Origin of the sequence: Thermococcus sp. M36 (assembly GCF_012027355.1) — an archaeon.
GTDB lineage: Archaea > Methanobacteriota_B > Thermococci > Thermococcales > Thermococcaceae > Thermococcus.
The window spans coordinates 343,627-366,436 of the sequence record NZ_SNUH01000002.1 but is presented as its reverse complement, the minus strand read 5'-3'; the positions used below and the strand labels follow the sequence as shown (position 1 = coordinate 366,436).

23 protein-coding genes and 1 tRNA gene are annotated in these 22,810 nt (G+C 52.4%); 11 read left to right on the top strand and 13 right to left on the bottom strand.

Going from position 1 to position 22,810, the window contains the following annotated elements; genetic code table 11:
* Window positions 1-3: 3 nt before the first annotated feature.
* On the bottom strand, window positions 4-1,011 hold the full coding sequence (gene sppA, locus E3E36_RS09785) for a signal peptide peptidase SppA (RefSeq protein WP_167895211.1): 1,008 nt from the start codon (window positions 1,009-1,011) through the stop codon (window positions 4-6).
* Window positions 1,012-1,104: 93 nt separating this feature from the next.
* On the opposite strand from sppA, the gene E3E36_RS09780 reads away from it, so the two are divergent.
* The 3 genes from E3E36_RS09780 to E3E36_RS09765 all read left to right on the top strand — a co-directional run bounded on the left by E3E36_RS09780 (window position 1,105) and on the right by E3E36_RS09765 (window position 4,826).
* Complete coding sequence (locus E3E36_RS09780) at window positions 1,105-1,911, top strand: sugar phosphate isomerase/epimerase (RefSeq protein ID WP_167895210.1); 807 nt, start codon at window positions 1,105-1,107, stop codon at window positions 1,909-1,911.
* Window positions 1,912-2,010: 99 nt separating this feature from the next.
* Window positions 2,011-4,290, top strand: coding sequence for a hypothetical protein (locus E3E36_RS13235; protein ID WP_240911839.1), 2,280 nt, complete (start codon window positions 2,011-2,013; stop codon window positions 4,288-4,290).
* Window positions 4,291-4,298: 8 nt separating this feature from the next.
* Complete coding sequence (locus E3E36_RS09765) at window positions 4,299-4,826, top strand: hypothetical protein (protein WP_240911838.1); 528 nt, start codon at window positions 4,299-4,301, stop codon at window positions 4,824-4,826.
* 552 nt (window positions 4,827-5,378) lie between these two features.
* On the opposite strand, the gene E3E36_RS09760 is transcribed toward E3E36_RS09765, so the two are convergent.
* The 4 genes from E3E36_RS09760 to E3E36_RS09745 are packed head-to-tail and all read right to left on the bottom strand — an operon-like array spanning window position 5,379 to window position 7,314.
* Window positions 5,379-5,765, bottom strand: a complete 387-nt coding sequence (locus E3E36_RS09760; RefSeq protein ID WP_167895209.1) for a ribonuclease III family protein — start codon at window positions 5,763-5,765, stop codon at window positions 5,379-5,381.
* Window positions 5,766-5,814: 49 nt separating this feature from the next.
* Window positions 5,815-6,102, bottom strand: a complete 288-nt coding sequence (locus E3E36_RS09755) for a DNA-directed RNA polymerase subunit L (protein ID WP_167895208.1) — start codon at window positions 6,100-6,102, stop codon at window positions 5,815-5,817.
* Window positions 6,092-6,724, bottom strand: coding sequence for a DUF2067 family protein (locus E3E36_RS09750; RefSeq protein ID WP_167895207.1), 633 nt, complete (start codon window positions 6,722-6,724; stop codon window positions 6,092-6,094). The genes E3E36_RS09755 and E3E36_RS09750 overlap by 11 nt, the downstream gene beginning before the upstream one ends.
* A gap of 2 nt (window positions 6,725-6,726) precedes the next feature.
* Window positions 6,727-7,314 carry an exosome complex RNA-binding protein Csl4 gene (locus E3E36_RS09745; RefSeq protein ID WP_167895206.1) on the bottom strand — a complete coding sequence of 196 codons (588 nt, stop codon included), beginning with the start codon at window positions 7,312-7,314 and terminating at the stop codon, window positions 6,727-6,729.
* 123 nt (window positions 7,315-7,437) lie between these two features.
* On the opposite strand from E3E36_RS09745, the gene E3E36_RS09740 reads away from it, so the two are divergent.
* The gene (locus E3E36_RS09740) at window positions 7,438-9,318 is read left to right on the top strand and encodes a threonine--tRNA ligase (protein WP_167895205.1); all 1,881 of its coding nucleotides are present in this window, start codon (window positions 7,438-7,440) and stop codon (window positions 9,316-9,318) included.
* Here the strand turns inward: E3E36_RS09740 and E3E36_RS09735 are convergent.
* The 4 genes from E3E36_RS09735 to E3E36_RS09720 all read right to left on the bottom strand — a co-directional run bounded on the left by E3E36_RS09735 (window position 9,308) and on the right by E3E36_RS09720 (window position 12,210).
* Window positions 9,308-10,042, bottom strand: a complete 735-nt coding sequence (locus E3E36_RS09735; protein ID WP_167895204.1) for a hypothetical protein — start codon at window positions 10,040-10,042, stop codon at window positions 9,308-9,310. The genes E3E36_RS09740 and E3E36_RS09735 overlap by 11 nt on opposite strands.
* Window positions 10,043-10,105: 63 nt before the next feature.
* Entirely contained in the window at window positions 10,106-10,789 is a 684-nt protein-coding gene (locus E3E36_RS09730; protein WP_167895203.1) for a TBP-interacting protein, read from the bottom strand.
* A gap of 96 nt (window positions 10,790-10,885) precedes the next feature.
* Window positions 10,886-11,680: a polyprenyl diphosphate synthase gene (gene uppS / locus E3E36_RS09725; RefSeq protein WP_167895392.1), complete on the bottom strand. Its 795-nt coding sequence runs from the start codon at window positions 11,678-11,680 to the stop codon at window positions 10,886-10,888.
* Between the two features lie 5 nt (window positions 11,681-11,685).
* Entirely contained in the window at window positions 11,686-12,210 is a 525-nt protein-coding gene (locus E3E36_RS09720) for a gamma carbonic anhydrase family protein (protein WP_167895391.1), read from the bottom strand.
* Between the two features lie 71 nt (window positions 12,211-12,281).
* Here E3E36_RS09720 and hjc point away from each other — a divergent pair, with 71 nt between their 5' ends.
* The 5 genes from hjc (at window position 12,282) to E3E36_RS09695 (ending at window position 16,905) form a co-directional block, all read left to right on the top strand.
* The gene (hjc, locus tag E3E36_RS09715) at window positions 12,282-12,668 is read left to right on the top strand and encodes a Holliday junction resolvase Hjc (RefSeq protein ID WP_167895202.1); all 387 of its coding nucleotides are present in this window, start codon (window positions 12,282-12,284) and stop codon (window positions 12,666-12,668) included.
* Window positions 12,669-12,670: 2 nt separating this feature from the next.
* Entirely contained in the window at window positions 12,671-14,203 is a 1,533-nt protein-coding gene (locus tag E3E36_RS09710; RefSeq protein ID WP_167895201.1) for a hypothetical protein, read from the top strand.
* Window positions 14,204-14,276: 73 nt separating this feature from the next.
* Entirely contained in the window at window positions 14,277-15,314 is a 1,038-nt protein-coding gene (locus E3E36_RS09705; RefSeq protein WP_167895200.1) for a lysyl aminopeptidase, read from the top strand.
* 243 nt (window positions 15,315-15,557) lie between these two features.
* A complete protein-coding gene (gene cyaB, locus E3E36_RS09700) occupies window positions 15,558-16,112 on the top strand; it encodes a class IV adenylate cyclase (protein ID WP_167895390.1) in 555 nt (184 codons plus the stop codon).
* Window positions 16,096-16,905 (top strand): hypothetical protein, encoded by an 810-nt coding sequence (locus tag E3E36_RS09695; protein ID WP_167895199.1) that lies wholly within the window; start codon window positions 16,096-16,098, stop codon window positions 16,903-16,905. Before cyaB ends, E3E36_RS09695 begins: the two co-directional genes overlap by 17 nt.
* Here E3E36_RS09695 and E3E36_RS09690 read toward each other — a convergent pair.
* Window positions 16,877-17,737 (bottom strand): energy-coupling factor ABC transporter ATP-binding protein, encoded by an 861-nt coding sequence (locus tag E3E36_RS09690; RefSeq protein ID WP_167895198.1) that lies wholly within the window; start codon window positions 17,735-17,737, stop codon window positions 16,877-16,879. The genes E3E36_RS09695 and E3E36_RS09690 overlap by 29 nt on opposite strands.
* Window positions 17,734-19,215: a TrkH family potassium uptake protein gene (locus E3E36_RS09685; RefSeq protein ID WP_167895197.1), complete on the bottom strand. Its 1,482-nt coding sequence runs from the start codon at window positions 19,213-19,215 to the stop codon at window positions 17,734-17,736. Before E3E36_RS09685 ends, E3E36_RS09690 begins: the two co-directional genes overlap by 4 nt.
* A 99-nt stretch (window positions 19,216-19,314) precedes the next feature.
* On the opposite strand from E3E36_RS09685, the gene map reads away from it, so the two are divergent.
* On the top strand, window positions 19,315-20,202 hold the full coding sequence (gene map / locus E3E36_RS09680) for a type II methionyl aminopeptidase (RefSeq protein ID WP_167895196.1): 888 nt from the start codon (window positions 19,315-19,317) through the stop codon (window positions 20,200-20,202).
* A gap of 94 nt (window positions 20,203-20,296) precedes the next feature.
* On the opposite strand, the gene E3E36_RS09675 is transcribed toward map, so the two are convergent.
* Window positions 20,297-20,383 (bottom strand) — tRNA-Ser (locus E3E36_RS09675).
* A gap of 142 nt (window positions 20,384-20,525) precedes the next feature.
* Here E3E36_RS09675 and E3E36_RS09670 point away from each other — a divergent pair.
* A complete protein-coding gene (locus E3E36_RS09670) occupies window positions 20,526-21,701 on the top strand; it encodes a CBS domain-containing protein (protein ID WP_167895389.1) in 1,176 nt (391 codons plus the stop codon).
* A gap of 5 nt (window positions 21,702-21,706) precedes the next feature.
* Here the strand turns inward: E3E36_RS09670 and E3E36_RS09665 are convergent, their stop codons facing one another.
* Window positions 21,707-22,756 carry a DUF835 domain-containing protein gene (locus tag E3E36_RS09665; RefSeq protein WP_342764404.1) on the bottom strand — a complete coding sequence of 350 codons (1,050 nt, stop codon included), beginning with the start codon at window positions 22,754-22,756 and terminating at the stop codon, window positions 21,707-21,709.
* Between the last annotated feature and the right edge of the window lie 54 nt (window positions 22,757-22,810).

Sequence of the window (22,810 nt, the reverse complement as noted above, 5' to 3'; positions counted from 1 at the left end):
CAATCACCCCGTTTTTATGTACGCGTTAACGTATCTAGGATCGAGGAGAAGGGCGGTGCTCCCGAATATGCCGAAGTTCGAGGAGGTTGAGCCTTTGTAGATGACTATCCTCGGGTTAGTGACGTTGAGCATCTCTTCAAGTACGCTGACGGCATAGTCTAGATCACCGGTCTCGTCAACGAGGCTCCCCGTGACGTTCATGGCGAACCAGGTTCTTCCGGTTGCGTATTTCTTCGTCTCGTTAATGCTCATACTCCTGCCGTTGCTCACGGCCTGGAGGAAGCCCTGGAAGTAGGTATCAACCATCTCGGTTATCATGGTCTTCTCCTCGTCGGTGAGGCCACGCCATTCGGCACCCATGTCCTTATAGGGGCCGGTCTTGAAGACTTCGACCTTTATTCCGTTTGACTCATAGTTCTGCTGGAGGTTGTAGTGAACGTAGATAACGCCGATGCTCCCGACTTCGGCGAGGGGGTCGGCGACTATCTCCTCTGCACCGACGGCTATGTAGTAACCGCCGGAAGCTGCTATACCTCCGGTGTAGGCAACAACAGGCTTCACAAGGTTAAGCTTCCGGACGGTGGAATATATCTCTCTCACGGGCCCAACGTAGCCACCGGGGCTCTCTATCCACAGAACAACGCCTGCGATGGAATCGTTTTTGGCTATCTCCCTCAGAGTGGGAATGACGCTAAGGGCCGTGTAGTCGTCTATGAGGCCGAAGATGGGGACTATGGCTATCGTGGCGTTGTCCTCAGGCAGGTTCTGCCCTCTGAGCTGGGCCTTCAGAAAATCAATCTGCCTCTGAAGTTCGTCCAGCTGGAGTTGATATGCGGTGGTATTGCACGTGGTGTTTGATCCCTGCACTATAACGGTGGTGGTTGCATTGGGGGGTACGTAGCTGGCAAGCTCTGAGTTCTGCTTGTAGAGGAGCACTATGGACACCGTCGAGGCGGCAAGGAGGAGGGTGAGAATAACGGCTATGTACTTCCACAGGTTTTCTTCCTTCATTCGCTCACCCAGTTTAGTTCCCCGGCACAACTTTTAAACCCTCTCCTCGCTAAGCTTTTATATCTGCCGTCCAACTCTCCGGTAGGTGGTATCATGGAGATAGGAGTGACAATCTACCCGCACTTTGTCACCAAAGACAAGACGCTAGCGTCAATCCTTGCAGACGTGAAAATAAAGAACTACGATTTTGTGTCAATATTCCCCCACACCCTCGGCCTCATCATGAACGGGGTAGTGATGGAGAAGAGGCTCAGGAACATTGAAACGACTCTGAGGGGTGTCGGTATAAACTACATAATCCGCATGCCTACCTCTGTAAACCTGCGCGACCACATCTACTACACGCGCCACTTCAGGGTTGCAAGGGCCGTCGCGGATGTTGCCATAAAGCTCGGAGCGAAGGTCATTGTAATGCAGAGCGGCAGGACAGGGAGGCTTGACCTGGAGATAGAGGCGATTCAACAGCTCGCCGACATGGTGGCACCGTTCAACATAAAGATAGCCCTCGAAAACACCTTCAGCGTCAAGGACACGCTCTACGTGGTCGATAACGTTGACAGGGAGAACGTAGGCTTCGCCCTCGACGTGGCTCATGCGTTCCTGAGTGCCCAGGGCGATGGGGACAAGCTTCTCGAAGATGTGAAGCTTGGAACGGACAAAACTGTAATCCTGATGATACACGACAACTTCGGGAAGCTCTTCCCACAGGTCGAGCCAGAGGATGCCTTAGCTTACGGCGTAGGAGACCTGCATCTCCTGCCCGGGGAAGGTAACATACCCTTCGGCAAGGTTCTGAAGCTTTTCGGAGAGGTTCCGCTCCTCCTCAAGGTCAAGGATCCAGAAAAGTTCGCGAAGGTTCCGACGAAGATGGGGCTCATAGAGCTGCTGACGAGTCTGTGATTTTCCACTTTTTGCTTACTTTATAGAGAAGTATGCAAAATTCGAATACAAAAAGTATTTATGCCCCTGCCACTTGTTACTTCTTTCGGTGATGATTAAATGAGAAGGGCAGTGGGATTATTGTTGATTCTGCTGGTATTAAATATGGGGCTCGCCTCAGTTAACCCCGTGAAGGCCATCAGTAACGACCCGTACGAGGCTTTCTGGGAGATACTGGACAGAGAAGCAGAGCTCGTCGTTAAGGTTGAGAATGGAAACCTCACCCTCGCTCAAGAGTTGATTCAAAACTCTCGCCTCGGCGCTGAGAATGCAGCCAACATTTCAGCCTTAATCTGGCAGGCTTTGGAAGAATTGAAAGCCTCGGGAGTCAAAACTTATTATACTGCAGAAGAGCTTAGGGAAATGGCTCAGAACGTTAGTCAGAACGGTTTGCCGGATGAAACCGTCCAAGCTTTGAAGGCCCAAGGCTGGACTGACGAGCAGATCCAAGCTTTAGAAGATTACATAATCCAAAATGCCGACAGTATTACCGAGGACTTCAACATGACGGCCTTCCTGGAGGACTTCTCAAAGAGCTTCCTCAATATTAGTTCCAAGTATTCGGAGTACGTGGTCTTACCTTTGAGAAAGAAACTTGAAACGCAGTATGGGGGGCTAATTTCGGCAGAGGGAATGGTTGTCGGATCTGAAGTGGAGGGCAACGGAATGATCGTTCCATTAAGTGGATTGGAGGAATACCAGAACGAACTCTCTGCGCTTAGACAAGTGTTATCATCCACCTCCTCAAGCGAAGTTAAAGTGAATGCCCTCGACAACTTCCAGCTTAGGGTGCTCTCATTGATCCAGCGCGAGCCAACAGTGATCAAGCGGGAAAAGCATGTGGTACCTTTGAAATCTGATTCTCCTCCTTGCATTCCAAAGGATCGTATAATTTTAACTATCAGGAAGGCGATTTCAGATAAGAAGCTTAGAACGCCGAATACAGAACTGCTGTTGAATTATACCGAGAACAATCTTTCAAATGAATCACCCGATATTGGTGATGTAAGTTTTATCACGGTTGATAAGGGAGTCACCGTGATTAATGGAGAGTACTTCGTCTATTTAAGGACGGCAATGCTTAGTATTAGGTTCTCCAACGAGGACTGCAGTATTCATGTTAATGAAAATGTTATACTAAAGCTTTATCAATGGGATGCGTTTAGGATTTTGATAGAAATTGAAAATATGAAGTACTTAATCCTGGCAAAAAGCTTAGGGAATAGTGATCCCTGGATTAGTGAGAGAATAAACGAAACCTTAGAGTGGCTCTCAGACGATGCCCTGAAAGTGAATGGTGTGAAAACGCTGACTTGGAGTAAAAGCTTAAAGATTCCGGTTTACTCTCCTCCGGTTCCACCAAAGGACGGTGTTAACTTGGAGGGATCATCAGGAAGCGATTCAAATTACCAAGGAAGTGATGGTAGCGTAACTTCCAACAATTTGTTTAACGTTGTTTTAACAGCCTATCCCACTGAGCTTGAGGGTGGTGGGGAAGTGTATTTGCAGGTGAAGGCCTGGAATTACGATGGGTCGTTGATTCCAGTTAAAGGCTTCATTGAAGTTGATGGGGACGTGATTAGAAACATTGAAGCCAAGATTCCAGCGAATGCTAACGGTGACTCAATACTAACATTTCCACACAATATTGTCGGGATTGGTAATCACACGATCAAAGTATTCCTCGATAACAGAGATGGTGAACCAAACGGGGCTGGTGAAGAGCACTGGAGCGGGGTGAAAGTGGAAGTGAAACCAATGAGCGGGACAGGGTTGAAGCAAGTGGGATTTAAGTGTGATAATCCTAAATTCAACTGGGACGGTATAGAATACAAGGCCACATTAGTGTGCAAGGCATTTGTCTATAATCCTATGCAAGAGAATGTCTTCTTGAACTCTGTGAGTGTCAGCGAGTGGCATACTGACAACTCAGACTTTACGCGGTCTCTTGGCTCTTCATGGGCAGTTGGGTACCCCAGCGTAATACAGAGCTCTGAAACTGCTACGATAATCTTCAAGAACACAGCGCATACAGGACTTATCACGCTTGAAAAAGACCTGTTTGGGGATTATATCTCGATATTACTGAAGTATGTGGTATCTCCACAAAATGGAAACGACATTACATTCACTGGCACTGACACAATAAACATAAAGCAGGATAACAAGGACGTGATAGTGGACGTTGGAACGAACGTCATGCTAATCGGAATGGACGTTAAGGCAGGAATAACAATAGTCAAACTAGCACGCAGTGGAGAGACCGTTAGTGCTCTTAAAAACTCTTGGCCCTATATGGTGAGTTTCTTTAGATGGGCGTGGCCAAAACTCGACAATTGATAGGGGTGATGAAGATGTTAGACGAAAAAATATTAGTCCTCCTTCTCCTTGTTTTTTCAGGCATTTATGGATTATTCGTATATCAGGGGAAAGTCACAAAAGGAGCTAAGGTGGCCATTACCTTTCTGCTTTCAGTATACATAGCGGGAAAAGTACTCTTGGAATCTGAGTCTAATTTATGGGGACTACTGGTACCGGTCTTAGTGTTTTACATTACGACGATTGGATACTACTCATTAATGGACATCAATGGACATCTTGGTGAATTCCTTTCAAGGAGGAAGGGGCAAGAATTGAACTTGAAGAATATTTTCGCCCTGGCTTTGCTTATTTTTTTGTTTGAGGTTATTCCGTTAATTGCAGTATACCTTGCCACCCATAGCGTTCTCCTTTCTATTACAGTTGGACTTGGAACAGGTCTTTTCTTTTTTACCCTGCCAAATTTTAATGAAATAGTGTTCAAGTATGTGTTTACTATATACACAACGCTAACAGTTGTGACAACAATATTACTTATTTCGGGTTTGCGCATATAGTTGGAGGTGATGTAAATGCCAGCAGTTAAGAACAGATTTGTGATGCCTGCTTTTATGTTTTTTTATCTCATTGGCGGTCACGTTCTATCTTGCAAAATATCTAATCCCACAATTTATAGTAACCTCGTGTATTGTTGGATTCCTCGCTGTGTATCGGACGGAAAGGTTATCCATCAGGGAGAGAACTATAATAAGTACTGTAGTTAGCTTTCCGCTATATTTTCTTCCAGCATGGGCGGTAACAGATAATATAACTCTCGCTCTCTCCCTTGGAGCGTTGTGGGATGTTTCCACAGGCTTAGGAATTCATACAATACTATAAAAAGACCAGATGATAATCGAACACAACCAAGTGGTAGCTAGGTGTCCTTCAGATTAGCTTCTAGTTTTTAACTATGGCAGAGAACCAAACGGGACAGGAGAATAACACTGGAGTGAGGTGAAAGTGTAAGTGAATCCAACAAGTGGAATAGAGTTGGAGCAGGTGGGGTTAGAGTGTGATGACATTTACTTTGACTTTGAGGATCGTGCGTACAGGGCCACGTTGTCGTGCTATAACCCCAACCTCTCCCCTATTACTTTGAAAACCTTGGCGAAGGCCTTGCCTATCGCTTCCTTTCTTCTTGAGAAGTGCGTAACGTCTTCCGTGAAGTTCTCCCTCAAAATCTCGACGGCTTCTTCAACCGTTATCCTCCCCTCCAGCCATGCGTAGGCAAAGATTGCCTCCGCTATGTCGCCCTTTCCGTGCTTGTCCGTTCTCGGCGGAATAACGTGCCTCAGTCCTGCGAGCTCAAGCGCTATGCTCAGCGACGCGTTTGGAACCCTCTCCCCAGTAGGTCTCCCAAGGTATTCACTGAGTGCCAGCGAGAAGACGAAGTTCACCAGTGAGTCTCCGAACTTTGCGAGCCCCTTATCCGTGAAGTCCTTCCCGTATTGCATGATGCTACGGCCTCCATGTGAGAAAAGAGAAGAACCCCGGGACTGGGCGCTACTCCTTAATGGCGGCCTTCCATGCCTCAAGGACTGCCCTGGCCCTGTCGAATATCTTCTGTGCGGCCTCTTCTAGAGCCTTTTCTGGGGTTACCTCCCCGTCAGTTACAACCCTGAACTTCGGCTTCCTGGCCATGAGGACCGGGTGCTCGATGGTGTAGCCCGCGAAGGTCACGTGCTTGTTCTCGTGGAGCACCTCGTTGAGCAGGTTGGCGAAGGTGTGATCCTCTCCCTCAAGGTAGAACTCAAGGACGTTTTCCTCACGCTTGATGACCTCAATCTTCATTTTCCTCACCCTCTAAGTGCTTGAGCAGCATCTCCAGCGCCTGCTCCTTGTTCTTCACCAGTTCGTATTTAAACTTATCCTCCTTCCACTCAGCGGCCCCGATGTCCACCAGCATGTCAATTACTTCTCCCGGATCGAGGTCGTAGGCCACAGCTACCGGCAGGACGACCTCTCTTATCTGCCTAGTAGTCTGAAGTGCTATGTCTGAAAGGTGGCCGCCAAGCCTGTTCGTCAGCGCCACTATTTCCTCCCAAGGCATTGAGGTTACTAGCTCCCCTTCTTTCAGCTCCGCAGTTTCTCCCATCAGCTCAAGAGCCTTCAGGAGCACAGGCGTTGAAACGCTGGTCTTGGCCTCTCTCATGAGGTCGTCTATGGAATACCGGTAGAGGCCCCTCCTGTCCGGGTACAGCTTTGCCCTTACCCTACTGTGGATCTCCCTGATCTTCCTAACGGCTTCCCTAATATCGTCCTTGGTGCCCTGGATGTTTATTTTTAAGTCATCCAGCTTTCCGTGGACGTATATGAACGCCGGGAGCCGGAGCCTCTGGATCTCTTTCAGGAACTCCTCCTTTTCCCTGTCGTCGCGGACGTGGATGGTTATTACCTTCTTCGCCCTCGCCATGCTCACACCTTCATCCGTCTGTAGAAGGAGGACAGCTTTCTCGTTTCGATGTGGCCGCAGCGCGGGCAGATCAGCCTGTTGCCCCTCCTCACCAGGGGCGTTCTGCAGCGGGAGCAGAGGGCATATATAACGCCCAGGTCGTGTCCTTTGGTTGACAGCTGTATTGGACTCTTCTCGTTCGCTATGACCCTAGCCCGTACTACGTCGCCGATTTTGAACTCGCTGCTCATACCCTCTACGTACCCATCTCGCACTTGGGAGATGTGTATTCCTGCGAGCTTGGAAGTCGCTATTTCCCTGTCCTCCCTGCCCTCGATTTTAACCAGCTGGACTATTGCGGCCTGGGGTTTTACCTCTATCACCCTAGCTATGACAACATCGCCGACCTGGGGGAGAGGGGGCGTGTTTGTGATGGGTTCGACGCTTATTTCCATCCTCTCCTGGTCGATTACAACCCTCCCGGCGCGTATGGCGTACAGCTCTCCGTTTTCCTCTTTAACACCCTCACCGGGCAGGTACTCTTCGATGACACCGAGATAGTCGCCGGGAATGACAAGGTCACCGTTTTTCGCGGACTTCTTTTCATCCATCCTCCCACCTCCATGGAAGTTCGGGCGGGGATTTTTTAAGCCTTTGGCTCGGGCGGGAGGATTTATAAATCTCCGGGGAAAAGTTTTAGTAATTCCTATTGAGCCATAGGGTGGTGGTCAAGGATGAGAATGCTTCTGATACACAGCGACTATTTGGAGTACGAGGTCAGGGGCAAGGCCCTCAAGAACCCGGAGCCTATTGACGAAGAGAAGAAGCAGGGGCGCCTTGAGGAGGTTCTGGCGGTCTTCATGAGCGTTGAAAAGGTTGACGAGGCGAACCCAGATGAGGTCGTGGAAAAGGCGGTAGTCGAGATTAAGGACGTTGCATCACAGGTAAAGGCCAACCGTGTATTCGTTTACCCCTTCGCTCACCTGAGCAGCGAGCTGGCGAAGCCCGACGTTGCACTCAAGGTTCTCCAGAGGATAGAAGAGCGCCTTAAGGAGGAAGGCTTTGAGGTTAAAAGGGCCCCCTTCGGCTACTACAAGGCCTTTAAGCTGAGCTGCAAAGGTCACCCGCTGGCCGAGCTGAGCAGGACTGTGGTGCCGAGCGGCGAGGCAGTGAGCAGGGAGGAGCGCAACATCGCCCTCGAAAAGGAGGAGGAGCTCAAGAGCTACTGGTACATACTCACCCCAGAAGGCGAGCTGATTGAGGTCGACAAGTTCGATTTTACCGGCCACGAGAACCTGAGGAAGTTCGCCAACTACGAGATAAGCAAGAACCGGGCCGCCGACCGTGAGCCTCCTCACGTCAGGATAATGCTTGAGCAGGAGCTCGTGGACTACGAGCCTGGAAGCGACGGCGGGAACCTCCGCTACTATCCAAAGGGCCGCCTCATTAAGGGCCTGCTTGAACAGTACGTGACGGAGAAGGTCGTTGAGTACGGGGCCATGGAAGTTGAGACCCCCATTATGTACGACTTCGAGCACCCGGCGCTTGAGAAGTACCTCAACCGCTTCCCAGCGAGGCAGTACATAGTGAAGAGCGGCGACAAGAAGTTCTTCCTCCGCTTTGCCGCCTGCTTCGGCCAGTTCCTCATCAAGAAGGACGCCACTATAAGCTACCGCAATCTGCCACTCAGGATGTACGAGCTTACGAGATACTCCTTCAGGCGCGAGAAGAGCGGTGAGCTTTCAGGACTCAGGAGGCTCAGGGCATTCACGATGCCTGATATGCACACCGTCGCCCGCGATTTGAGGCAGGCCATGGACGAGTTTAAGAAGCAGTACAAGCTGAGCATGGAAGTGCTCAGGGGTATAGGCCTCACACCCGATGATTACGAAGTCGCAATAAGGTTCACGGAGGACTTCTGGAACGAAAACAGGGACTTCATAGTCGAGCTCGTGAGGATCATCGGCAAGCCTGTTCTCATAGAGATGTGGAAGCAGAGGTTCTTCTACTTCATCCTCAAGTTCGAGTTCAACTTCGTGGACAACCTCGACAAGGCCGCTGCCCTGAGCACCGTCCAGATTGACGTCGAGAACGCCGAGCGCTTCGGCATAACCTATTACGACGAGGAAGGCAAGGAGCGGCACCCGCTCATACTGCACTGCTCCCCGAGCGGTGCTATCGAGAGGGTCATGTACGCCGTACTTGAGAAGCAGGCAAAGCTGCAGGCAAAGGGAATAAAGCCGATGTTCCCGCTCTGGCTCAGTCCGATACAGGTTCGCGTAATTCCGGTCAGCGATGAGGTTCTCGACTATGCCCTCTACGTGGCGGGGAAGCTTGAAGGGGCGAAGATAAGGGTTGACGTCGACGACACCGGCGACAGGCTCAACAAGAAGATAAGGAAGGCCGAGAAGGAGTGGATACCCTACGTCATAGTTGTGGGTAGGAACGAGAAGGAGCAGAACACCGTAACGGTCAGGAGGAGGGCCGACGGAAGACAGATGGAGATGCAGCTCGAGGATCTGATCAAAGAGATAAAGACTCAGACCGAGGGGTTCCCCTACAAGCCGAGGCCTCTACCGCTCCTCCTCAGCAGGAGGCCCAGGTTCAGGGGCTGATCTTCTTTACCTTTAGCTTTTCCATTCCTCTGGCTTTTGTGACGTGGAATGAGTACATCTCCGGCTCGAACTCTTCATACGGTGCGGAGATGACGTACAAGGCTTCCTTGAGGCCCGTTTCTTCTGTCCAGGATTTCGCCAGGATGACGTAGTCGCTTATCCCCGCGACCCACGCGACAAACCGTTTGGAGACAACGTCCTTGTTGAGGGCCAAAACCAGTATTGACTCGGGGAGCTGGTCGTTTTTGGACGCAAGGGTCTGGTTGAGGAGTTTAAGGGTGTTGTCCTCGCCGAGGAGCAGGGAAACACCGTCCAGGGTATACACCAGCCTGAGGACGGGCCTCCCTGCGATCATGCCCTTCAGCTGCCCTGTGTAGATGCGGTCTATTTTCGGGTTGAGGGTCTCCGGTTCGACTTTGTCGAGGTAGAACACGTTGGGGAGGGACTCCCTCGAACCGTACCTCGTCCCGAAGAGGTCTATTATTGCCAGCCGGTTGCCTGCCAGGGCGTCCTCCACGTCGAGCCCGACTGTAGACGCCTTCCGGGAGAACAGCCTCAGCGGCCCGCTGTAATTCGAGACAATGCCCACGTGGCCGTTCTCCAGTGCGTGGCGGAGGAGTATGATGGGTATCCTCCACGCCGACGAGTAGGCATCGTATATTATGCTGATGGTGGAGCCCGGGAGATACTCCTTCCGGAAGATATCGATAACGTTCATCTCCATGGCTGCACCCCCTGAATCTGCTGTACATTGTTTTGAGCCGCTGATTAAAGCAGAAAAAAGTGATTACTCGGCCGGGCCGGAGATTCCCGCCAGGATATCACTCAGGAAGTCTCTGGCCTCCTCACTGAACTTTTCCTTCGGCACCTCCTTCCCGTATTTGTCGTAGACCTTTCCGTCCCTGAAGTTTATTTCGAAGACCTCATAGCGTTCCTCGCTCTTTTCATGGTGCTTGATGCCGTGTCCTTTAAGATGCCTCTCAAGGCTCTCGACGTCGACATATCTGCCGCACTCCTCGCACCTGTAGAACTGCCAGAAGACATAGTCCTGGCCGGCGAGCATGTTGTTCTTTATGTGGTTTATGAACGCCCCTCCCAGGTACTCGTAGAAGTCTTCTTGAACGAGTTTGTCGCCTTCTTCCACCACTTTAAAGCCGCTCCAGACGATGTGGTCGTTTATGTCCGCGAGGGTAGCCTTGAGGTAGCGGTATGTGAGTATGAAGACGCCGTTGTGGACAAAGAAGACGCTCTTGTCGGGGATGGCTATTATTCGGATTCCCCCTGAGGGGCTCCCCTCGGCCATCTTTTCGGCGTGTTCACGGTTGTCCGCCACGTCTATAACAACCCTGACGTTGCTCTTCTTGTGAGTTCCGATTATTCTCTCGCCTTCTATCTCCCAGTGATAATCATCAAGGTATCTTACTTGAGAGTACACCTTCTTAACCCGTGGGCTCAGTTCACCATAGGCCATTAATCACCACCGTGGAAGAATTGTGCCCAACGTTAATAAGTTTTAGCGGAAAACTTTAAAAAGGGTCGGACGGCTGAAGGAGCCCGCTGGTATTGGCTACCGGCCAAAGCGCCTCTGCCTCTTTTGATACTCCCTTATTATCCTGAGGAAGTCGATCTTTCTGAACTCAGGAAAGTATACATCCACGAAGAACAGCTCACTGTATGCTATTTGGTAAAGGAGGAAGTTGCTTATCCTTATCTCTCCCCCCGTCCTTATGACTATGTCGGGGTCGGGCATGTTGGGGTAGTAGAGGTACCTCTTTATCAGGTCTTCGTCAATGTCCTCCTGACTTATTTTCCCTTCAAGGACGTCGTTTACAATCTCCCTTACCGCGTCAGTGATCTCGCTCCTTCCACCATATGCCAGTGCTATGTTGAGGGTGTAGTTGCTGTACTTCCTCGTCGCTTTTTCGGCCTCTTCGGCTGCCTCACGAACCCTCTCGGGGAGCAGCTCCTTCCTGCCGATGACGTTTACCCTTATTCCGTACCTGTGCACCCGCTCATCTGTGAGGAGCTCCTTGAACTTCTGCTCGAACAGGTTCATCAGGGCGCTGACCTCCTCGGGGGTTCTCCTGAAATTCTCCGTGGAGAACGCGTAGACAGTGAGGGTTCTTATGCCGAGCTCGTGGCACCACTCAAGAATCTCTTCGAGCTTCCGAGACCCAAAGAGGTGGCCGTACCACGGGGGCTTTTCCAGCTTCCTTGCCCACCGCCTGTTTCCGTCCATTATTATTGCAACGTGCCTGGGTATCCTGCCCCTCTTGACCCTCTCAAGCAAGTAGTCCTCGTACAGGTCATAAACCGGCCGGAACAAAATATGGGGGATGTGGGAGACGAGACGAAAGATCATTCCCATCACTCAATCTTCTTTCTGCCCCTGAGGTGAGCTTCGGCCAGACCGATATATATCTCGGCGTTCTTCTTGGTCCATTCGACCTCTTTTTCACTGAGCTGTCTCACGACCTTTCCGGGGACGCCCACAACGAGGCTGTGATCTGGAATCTCTTTCCCGGGTGGAACCAGTGCTCCGGCGCCAATTATAACATGCTTCCCTATCTTTGCACCGTCTAGGACAACCGCGCCCATGCCGATGATGGTGTAGTCCCCTATTTCGGCGCCGTGCACAACCGCGTTATGGCCGATGGTAACGTACTTTCCAATAATTGTGGGCTGGCCGTGGGAGGTGTGTATGCTGACGTTGTCCTGAATGTTTGAGCCCTCACCCACGTATATCTGCTCTATGTCCCCCCGGAGAACCGCACCGGGCCAGACGCTCGTCTTGGCTTCCAGAACCACGTCTCCTATGACCGATGCGTTTTCATCAATGAAAGCCGTCTCGTGAATTTTAGGCCTCTTTCCGTCCAGCTCATAGACTGTCATTCCCATCACCGCCCCTAAGTCTTCAACATAACTTATAAACCTAACCGGGCAAAGTAGTACGAGGGGATTCAATGGGGTACAGAAGGGGTGCAAGTGCCGAGAGAGAGCTCATAAAGATGCTTGAGGATGCGGGCTTTGCTGTGGTGAGGTCTGCCGGGAGCAAGAAGGTTGACATAGTTGCGGGGAACGGGGGGCTTTACCTCTGCATAGAGGTGAAGAGCACCCACAGCGACAGGCTTTACTTCAGCGAGGGGGATTATGAGAAGCTGGTGTCATTTGCACGCCAGTTTGGCGGCAGGCCCGTCGTGGCAGTTAAGTTCGTGAACAAAGGCTGGCGCTTCTTTTTTCCGGAACAGCTTGAAAAGAGCGGTAGGAACTACAAAATCAGCTTCAGGACGAGGAGGTACCTCACGTTTGAGGAGGTCATAGGGCGGCAGAGGCTCTTGGAGGGGTGGTGAGGATGAGGTATTGGGTTGTGCCGCTGATCCTTTTCCTCCTCATGGGTTACGTCCCTCTGGTGCACTCCCAGCCCCTTCTGTCAATAACACCCCTGAAAACGGAGTTTTCCGGACTTCCCGGCGACTCAATTCTGATCCCTTTTGAGCTCTTTAATCCAGGGAACCTGGAGCTTGAGAACATAACAGTGTACATAACGGGACCTGATGACGGCTTCCTCTATGAGAGCCGCCTGATCCGGGGGTCCCTCCTTCCCAACGCCACAGTAACAGGCACCGTGTCATTTAAAATCCTGAACGCCAGTCCTGGAGCCTACAACCTCACGCTGATCGCTAGGGTGGGTTCTGTGTATTCCGAGGCCCGAGTGAGGGTCAAAGTCGGGACGCTCGTTGACTACGATGTCAGGATCGAAGTCGGGGAAGAGTACGTATACGGAAGCAACGTGACCGTGCGCCTCCAGGTTTCCTCAAAGTCCAACGGCATACTCAACGGACTTATAGGATACACGATCGAGAGAGGAGGGGAAACGGTACAGGCGAAAAGATTGGCCATGTACCTGCTTCCCGGGGACAGATGGGTGGAGAACATTACGCTCATCCGACCTGAAAAAGGAGAATACCGTGTCAGACTGTGGGCAAACTTCGGGGGAAGGCAGAAGAGTGACGTTGCCACTTTTGTGGTCTACCAGAGGAACCTCCGCTACGATGTGCGGTTCAGGAACGGCATAATAATCATCCACGTGTACGACGAGAATGGCACCGGCGTCCAGGGCATACCCATCGCCGTGAACGGAGTAAGCTTCACTACCGGACCCGACGGTTACGTCTCGTACCCCGTTAAGGAGCCGGGCACCTACGAAGTCGTTCTCAACCTCGACGGGAACGTAATTAAGACATTCGTTGATGTCAAAAAGCTATTTTTAAGCTACGAACAGGCCAACAAAACCCTCATCGTTACCGTAGTTGACTCTACGGGGCAGCCCGTTCCGAACGTGACCGTGATCGCCGTGGGGCCAGAGGGCAGGGAGTACCTGTCCACGAACCTGTCCGGTGTGGCGGCTGTTGATCTTGAGCGGGTGGGTTACGGCACCATCCTCCTGAAGGCAGAGAGCAATGAATACGTCTCGGGCTCTGCAGTCGCAAAGGCCGTGAAGCCCCCAGGTCCTATCCCCTCCAGGACGGTGCCCGTGAACAGCACCACACCCGACTCCCCTTCGACCCCATCGGGGACGTCCCCGCCACACTCCACAGGGCTGGGGCTTATCCTCCTCGTGTCCGCGGCAATCTTTGCAGGCTCGTCGTACCTGGCGTTTTTCAGGCCGATCGTGGTTGAGGAGAGGATAGACAGGTACTACTTCATCAAAGTCCGGGCCCCCCGGTTGAGGAAGCTGGAGAACTTTGTCGTCGAGCGCCACGTGAGTGCCGTTGATGCCAGGGCTACGAAGGGTGCCGTCACAATGGAAAACGGTGTCGTGCTGTGGAAGGTCGGAACCCTTGAGCCGGGGGAGGAGGCCTATCTCCAGATAGTCCTTGGCTGACCTCTTTTTCTTTCGCAAACCTTATTAAGCCAGCAGAATACATTCAGACGGAAATCTAAAGGAGGCGAAAGCCATGGTAAACCTAGAGCTACTCAAAAAGGTTGTTGAGGCCCCGGGCGTTTCTGGGTACGAGTTCCTTGGGATTAGAGACGTTGTCATTGAGGGCTTGGAGGATTATGTCGATGAGATTTACGTCGACAGGCTCGGCAACGTCATTGCACACAAGAAGGGGAGCGGGCCGAGGGTTATGATAGCTGCCCACATGGACAAGATTGGTGTTATGGTGAACCATATAGACAAGGAGGGCTACCTCCACGTCGTTCCCGTCGGTGGCGTTGACCCAAGGACTCTGGTTGCCCAGAGGATACGCTTCTTCACTGAGAAGGGCGAGCGCTTTGGCGTGGTGGGCCACATACCGCCGCACCTCCAGAAACCCGAGGACAGAAAGAAGGCAGCTGACTGGGATACCATTGTCGTCGATGTTGGCGCTGACAGCAAAGAGGAAGCCGAGGAGATGGGCTTCAAGGTTGGAACCATCGGCGAGTTTGCGCCTGCATTCGTCCAGCTCAACGAGAACAGGATTGCTACGCCGTACCTCGACGACCGTGTCTGCCTTTACGCTATGATAGAGACGGCCAGGGCCGTCGAGAACCATGAGGCCGACATATACTTTGTGGCCAGTGTTCAGGAGGAGGTCGGCCTCAGGGGTGCAAGGGTTGCCAGCTACGCCATCGATCCGGAGATAGGCATCGCCATGGACGTCACTTTCGCCAAGCAGGTCGGCGACAAAGGCAAGATAGTTCCCAAGCTCGGCGGCGGTCCGGTCATGGACGTTGGGCCAAACATCAACCCCAAGATAAGAGCCTTCGCCGATGAGATTGCCAAGAAGTACGAGATTCCACTCCAGGTCGAGGCTTCACCAAGGCCAACCGGAACGGACGCCAACATAATGCAGATAAACCGCGAGGGCGTCGCAACCGCAGTTCTGAGCATACCGATAAGGTATATGCACAGCCAGGTCGAGACCGCTGACCTTAGGGACATCGATCTCACGGTAAAGCTCGCCAAACACATGCTTGAGGAGCTCCGCGAAATAGACCTGACTCCGTGAGGGTTTTCCTTAAATTTTTCTCCGGATTCTCCTCCCAAGTTGGCGTTTTTGGGCTTTTATACACCCTCAATGGGAAAGGTTTATCACCTCGGTGGCCAAAATCAATATAGGGTGCGGTATGTGAGATACGGCCGCGTTGGACTGGAATGCATTTGGCCGGATGGCGCGCCTGGAGCTTTTAAATGGACGTTATTAAATGGCTGGAATCACTTGTGATGCTTATAGTAGCCGGGGGAATGCATGATGATCGAGATTGAGGTCAAAGGATACGCCGACGATATGGTGTTTGAGAGGGTGAGGGACAGGTTCAAGTTCATAAGGAGAGAGTACCACGAGGATACATACTTCCAGCACCCGTGCAGGGACTTCGCCCGCACGGACGAGGCCCTCAGAATAAGGATCAAACGGTTCGATGGACATTTTGAGGCGTTTCTTACGTACAAGGGGCCGAAAATTGACAGCAGGTCGAAGAGCAGGAGAGAAGTCGAGGTTCCCATCCAAGACCCCGACAGGCACATGGAGATACTCACGAGCCTGGGGTTCAGAAAAGTCCTGACGATCAAGAAAGTCCGGGAGAAGTACTACGTAGGCAGAGGGGTTGTCATAGACCTGGACGAGATTGAGGGCCTCGGAAAGTTTGTTGAGGCAGAGGCCATTGCAGAGCGTGAGGACGTTCTTAACGAAACCGTCGAGAGGCTGATAAGGCTGCTGAAGGAGCTGGGTGTCGAGAGGTTTGAGAGGAGATCCTACCTTGAACTCATTTTGGGCCGGGAGGTGGAACATGGGGAAGTTGGATGAGTTTTTTGGGACAATCCGGGGTGAGAAAAAACGCTCGGAGCTTGAGGTAGTGGAGGAAATCGAGGACCGCCTGAGGGACGGGGATATCGCGGGTGCTATAGAGAGGCTCGGTACCCTCGAAAAGGAGGCCAATCTGTTCCTGGCCCTGCGCATGGTGGTTCGGGCCCTGGTGGAAAAGCTGGACGAAAAAGTGGCGTCTGATGCTGGTGCGGAGGACCTTGAAGAGGTCAGGGGACTGATAAAGTCCCTGCTCCCCTACGCTAACGGTCTGTTTAATCCCCGGTACCGCGCGGTCATTCTTTCGGACCTTGCGATCCTGTTCTACAAACTGGGCGACGACATGAACGGGGATATTGCCCTGAAAACTGCACTCAACATGGCCGAGAGCCATCCTGATCTAACGAGGGACATACTTATGAACCTGATCCGGAACGGCCTGCTGCGCAAGGCAGGGTATGCGATGCGGATTGTGAGGGACCGGAAAAATCTAGACATTGTGCTTTCGCATCTCGCGGAGATGTTCTACAGGGCGGGTGATGAGGAAAGGGCCGGACTGGTGGCGGAACACATCGCCAGTCCATTTCACAGGGCCCTGACACTGGCTTCCTTTGCGTCTGTGGAACAGGAAAGAAACAACCTGGAAAAAGCTCTGAGACTGCTGGACGAGGCTATTCACTTCGCAGAGATGATCGAAGACCCGGACGCCAGGTTTGAGCTCATGCTGAAGCTCTACGATATGAAATACTCTTTCGTCGGGAAGAGTATCAACGTGAGGGACGTCCTATCTGAGTGAGCAGCTCCTCCTCACTGGCAACTGGCCGCCTGAGGAGGCCCAGCTTTGCGAGCTCGTAGGAGACCTCTACAACATGTGGGAGCCTGACGCCGAGGTTTCTGAGGGTCTCCACCTCTCCGAGGAGGTCGGACGGCCTTCCCTCAAGAACCACCCTCCCCTCGTTCATGACGATAACCCTGTCCGCGTACCTGAAAATGTAATCCGTGTGGTGCTCTACCATAACCACAGTTATCCCGTATTCCCTGTTCAGCAGCGACACAAGGCCGAGAACCTCGTTGCGTCCCAGGGGGTCAAGCTGACTTGTCGGCTCGTCCAGGACAAGCACCGATGGCTCCATGGCGAGAACAGCCGCTATCGCAAGCCTCTGCTGCTGCCCACCACTCAGGTTGGGGGGGAACTCTTTTTCAAGCCCCTTGAGGCGGGTAACTTCCAGAACCCACCTGAGCCGCCTCAGTATCTCGTTTCGCTCGAGGCCCAGGTTCTCAAGTCCAAATGCTATCTCCTCCTCGACGGTCATGTTGAAGAGCTGGCTCTCAGGGTTTTGGAGAATCAGCCCCACCACTGTGGAGAGCTCCGAGACGGGGGTCTCCCGGGTGTTGTATTCCTCACCTGTCCGGGGATCCCTGATCACGATGTCCCCGGAAAACTCCCCCTTTATCAGGTTGGGAATTATCCCGTTGAGCGTCAGGCAGAGAGTGGACTTTCCGCTTCCGCTGGGGCCTATGATCCCAAGGAATTCCCCTTTTCTGACCTCAAAGCTGACGTCCTTCAGGGAGTATCTCTCCGCCCGCCTGTAGCGGAAGCTCACACCCTCCACTCTGATGACCTTCATCTGCCCTTCACCACCCTGGGGGCCAGGAAGAAAACGCTTATGATGAGCACGAGGGTGGAGAATATCTCAAGCCTGCCGACCCACATGTGGAGTATGAGCAGGATCTTCATATCGACCGGGAGGTGGGGTGACGTTATGCCCACGCTCAGCCCGACGTTTCCCTGGGCAGACGCTATCTCAAAAAAGGAGTCTGCGAGCGTCGTGCCTAGCCTCATCATGGTGTAGATCGTCCCGAAGAGCAGTATCGCAAAGTACGTCATGGTGAAGCTCATGACCTCCTGAACGTCCTCCTCTGTGAAGACGTAATTACCGACTTTCCTCTTTATGACTGCCCCGCGGGGCAGAATGGCGCTCTGGATCGTCCATTTTAGGCTCTCATACATTAGGGTGACGCGTATGAGTTTTATACCTCCCGCGGTGCTTCCGGCGCCTCCACCGATTACCATCAGAATTCCCAGCATAAACTTACCGAGCTCGGGGTACTTGCTCAGGTCGGCTATGCCGAACCCCGTACACGTTATCGCAGAGACGGCATGGAACACCGCCTGCCTCAGGGCGTCTCCTATCGCGTCCCCCATTCCCGTGAGGCTAAGGGCGATTATCGCTATTGCGGGGAGAATGAAGAAGAACATGTACCTTACCTGGACGTCCTCAAAAAAGTGTCCGAGGCTTCTGTCCCTGAAAACCTTATAATGGACGGTAAAGTTCACTGCACCCATTATCATTAGAAATATCGTTACGGCCTCGATCGAGGTGCTGTTGAAGTACCCTATGCTGAGGTCATGGCTGCTCATACCACCCGTTCCAAGCCCGGTCATTGAGTGTATGAGCGCGTCGAAGAGGGGCATGCCGTTGATGTAGTACAGGTATACCCCGACCAGAGTCAGGACAAAGTATATCTCAAATATCACCTTTGACGTGTTGACGAGGTTGGGAAGTATCCTCTCGCTTCTGGCCTCGGCCCTGTAGAGCCTCGCCGCAGCGACCCCAGGCCGTATGAGGATAGTGAGGGCCACGAGGACTATGCCTATCCCGCCCAACCACTGCATCCATGCCCTCCAGAAGAGTATTACGTGGGGGTAGCTCTCCAGGTTGCTCATCATGGTGAGGCCGGTTCCAGTCCATGCACTCATGCTCTCAAAATATGAGTCAATGAAGGACATGTTGGCGATGTATATGAAGGGAACCACGCTTACAAGGGAAGCGAAAAGCCATGTAAACGCCGCGGACACCATGGCCTGTCTGAGGTTTACGTCTTCAATCTTTCCCATGTGCCTGCCGAGCCACGCACCGAGCAGTATTGAGAAGACCCCCGGAACTGCGAAGTAGATCGCGTATTTGATTTCATCCGGATAGAACCACACGATGAGCACCGGAAAGAGGTACGCGATGCCCACACCCTGCAGGATTGATCCTATGAGATTCTTGACCACGAAGATGTCGTCCGAGATGTTGATGTACTTCCCCAGCTCCAGCATGGGCCCACCGTAGAGGTAGGGTGTGCACAGAATAAAAAGGTTTTTCCTGCGTGGAAAGGTTTAAGGGGAAACGGGGCGTTCATATCTCGGTGATACAAAGTGGACGAGATGGAGGCCCTCATCAAGGCAGGGGAGATAGCCAGACAGGTCAAGAGAGAGGTGGAGGACCTGATAAAACCTGGGACAAAACTGTACGATATTGCAGAGTTCGTTGAAAGAAGGATAGTGGAGCTGGGGGGGAAGCCTGCATTTCCGTGCAACCTTTCGCTGAACGAGATAGCGGCCCACTACACGCCGTATTCTGGTGATGAAACCGTCCTGAAAGAGGGGGACTATCTGAAAGTGGACATAGGGGTTCATGTTGATGGGTACATTGCCGATACCGCGGTCACCTATCGTGTTGGGATGGACGAGGACGACCTCATGGCCGCGTCAAGAGAGGCCCTGGAGAACGCCATAAGTGTCGTCCGGGCGGGAGTCAGAATAAGCGAGATTGGAAAGGTCATAGAGGAAACGATCAGAGGGTACGGGTTCAACCCGATAGTCAACCTGAGCGGCCACAAGATCGACCGCTACAAACTTCACGCGGGCGTTTCAATCCCAAACATACACCGACCCGCCGACAGCTACGTCCTCAAGGAGGGTGATGTCATAGCCATAGAACCCTTCGCGACTACCGGGGCGGGCCAGGTGGTAGAGGTTCCGCCCGCGCTGATATTCATGTTCATCAGGGACAGGCCCGTAAGAATGCCCCAGGCCAGAAGGCTGCTTATGCACGTAAAGAAGGAATACAACGGGCTCCCCTTCGCTTACCGCTGGTTGCAGGGTTTTATGCCAGAAGGACAGCTCAAACTCGCTCTGGCCCAGCTCGACAGGATCGGGGCGATATACAGCTACCCGATACTAAGGGAGGTACGGGGAGGCCTTGTCAGCCAGTTCGAGCACACGGTTGTGGTCGAGAAGGACGGGGTGTACGTAACGACCTGAATCTCTTTTCTTTTCTGTTCAATGGCTTCAAGACAGACTGGAATGGCTATTAGAATTGATGAGAAGGGAATGAACCCCTCACGGGCTCGGCAGTTGGCGCCGGGGCAGGGATTTGAACCCTGGTGGGCGGACGCCCACGGGATCTCGAGTCCCGCGCCTTCCCAGGCTAGGCTACCCCGGCGCGGTTTGGAGTTCTCGTGCGAGTTTTATAAACCTTTCCGCGAAAAATTTATTAACCTAACTTAACTAAAACCTATCAGGTCGGGATTGCAAAGGTTTAAATTATTGGGCGCCCTAATAATAAAATGAAGGAGGTGGCAGAAATGGTCGGTATTCTTGTGCAGGAGGTTATGACCGACAAGTTCCAGAAGATAGACATCAACGCCCCGCTTTCTGAGGCGATTGGCATCTTTGAGAAGGAAGACCCCGACCTTATTCTGGTCTTCGACGGAAACGTGTACAAAGGTGTTCTGACCCAGGACCTTATTATACACTCCCACCTCAAGTGGGACCCAACCAAAGCCAAGGTTAAGGACGTTTATAAGACCGCTCCAGTTATCAAACCGAACGAGGATCTAAGCAAGGCCGCCAAACTTATGATTGAGATTGACCTGCGCTCCCTCCCGGTTGGGGAGAGCAAAGCTGAAATAATCGGAGTCATAAGCGATTTAATGCTCTTGGACAGGATCGCTAAGGAAGAGTTCGGAAAGAGAAAGGTAGAGGAGTTTATGACGAAGGACGTCATCACCCTCAGACCGGACGACACGGTTGCCAAAGCCTTAGCGACGATGCGCGACCACGCCATCTCGAGGATTCCCCTCGTCAACGAAGAGGGCAGGCTTGAGGGCCTCGTTACGCTCCACGACCTCATAGTCAGGTTTATAAAGCCGCGCTTCAAGGCTCAGACCGGTGAACTCGTCGGCGAGAAGATACCGCCCTTCTCGACCCAGCTCAGGGAGGTCATGATAAGGGGCGTCATTACCATACTGCCCGATGCCACTGTCCAAGAAGCCGTTGCAACGATGATAGACAACAACATCGATGGCCTTATCATTGTAGATGAGAACGAGAGAGTTAAGGGCATCCTTACCATCAAGGATCTGCTCCTGCCGATTTCAAGGATGGTCGAGAAGGAGGTGAGGTTCTACCTCCAGCTCGGAGGAGACGCCGCCCTACTGAGCGACTTCACCAGGGAGAGAATTATCAACGATGTAAAGCGCTTCGTTGATGGGTACGAAGATCTGCTCGGCCAGGAGGGCATAATCTACCTCTACATCAGGCGCTTCAACGAGCGCTTTAGGGGTGTGCACCTCTACCAGGCCAGGATGCGTGTCGTAACCGACAAGGGTGTCTTCGTGGCCACCGGGGAGACATGGGGTGCCATACAGGCAGTCCACGATGCCCTGAGGATCATAGAGAGGCAGATACTGCAAAAGGCAGAGCTTGAGAAGGACACACACTACTACAAACGCTTCCTCGAAAAAATGGGGTTAAGCTGAGGGGCTCAGCCCCTCTGGAACTCTCTTTCCAGTATCTTTCTGTGGGTATGTTCTAGAGCCTCAGGATCCACCAGAAGCACCATTGTGCCGTTCTCCATAAGGACTCTGTCCTTGAGGTTTATCAGGAACTTAAACGCCCTCTCGAACCCATTTTCCAGAATCAAATATTCGACGGCGTCTATGTATATTATACTATATCCCCTGTCAACTGCCCGGATTACAAGATCCACCAGGATGTCGATTTTTGTCGGACTTATCGCGTATATGCTCGGCTTTTCGTTGATCTCCCCCTCCAGCACCCTGGTGACCCAGAACACGAGCGAATCCGGATGCAGCCCGTCCTTAAGAGCCCGCATATCCTTCCGGGTGATCACCACAAGGTTTGAGATGTCCTCCAGCTTGCCTATCCTCTTTGAGACATCGTCTGGTTTGTAGCAGATGAACGCCCCCGAGGGGGCTTTTGACGTGCCGCTCTGAGTTTTGATCCTGGGAAACGGGACAAAAACGAACTTGAGCGCTCCCACCGCCGCAATCGACCTGAAGATCGCACCCAGCAGGAACCCGATGGGGATGAACCACTTAATGTACCTGGTCACAGGGTAGGTTATGTTCAGTGCGCCCAGGAGTATAAGCCCCCAGGGGAAGAGCATGTCCAGGCCGTGGTCCCGTATCTCGTACTCCCGCAGAATCATTCCGAGGTATATCAGCGAGCCGCCGTAGGCGAGCGAGGGGAACACTGCCTCAACGGAGTGGTTGCCCCCGAAGGCGTCAGCGGCAAGCAGGAAGAGCCATGTATACGAGGCCACGAGGAATACGGAGAGGTAGACCACGTGGCGCAGGTGGGTGGTTCTGTACTTTATATGTAGCGTCCCCCATATGATGAGGGTTGCTATGAAAAAGTTCGGTATCTTCGATGCCAGGGGATACACCTCGTCCGCTATGTGGATCCCGAGGGGGTCGAAGAGGTAACTCTCGATGTCCAAGGCGTTTATGAACATCGCAGCGCTCAGGAGAGCCCATCCCTTTTCCCTTGTCTGGTGGGCCTTGTATACCACGGAGAAAAACAGCACCCACCTGGAAATAAAGTTCAAAAATGGGATGGGGTTAAA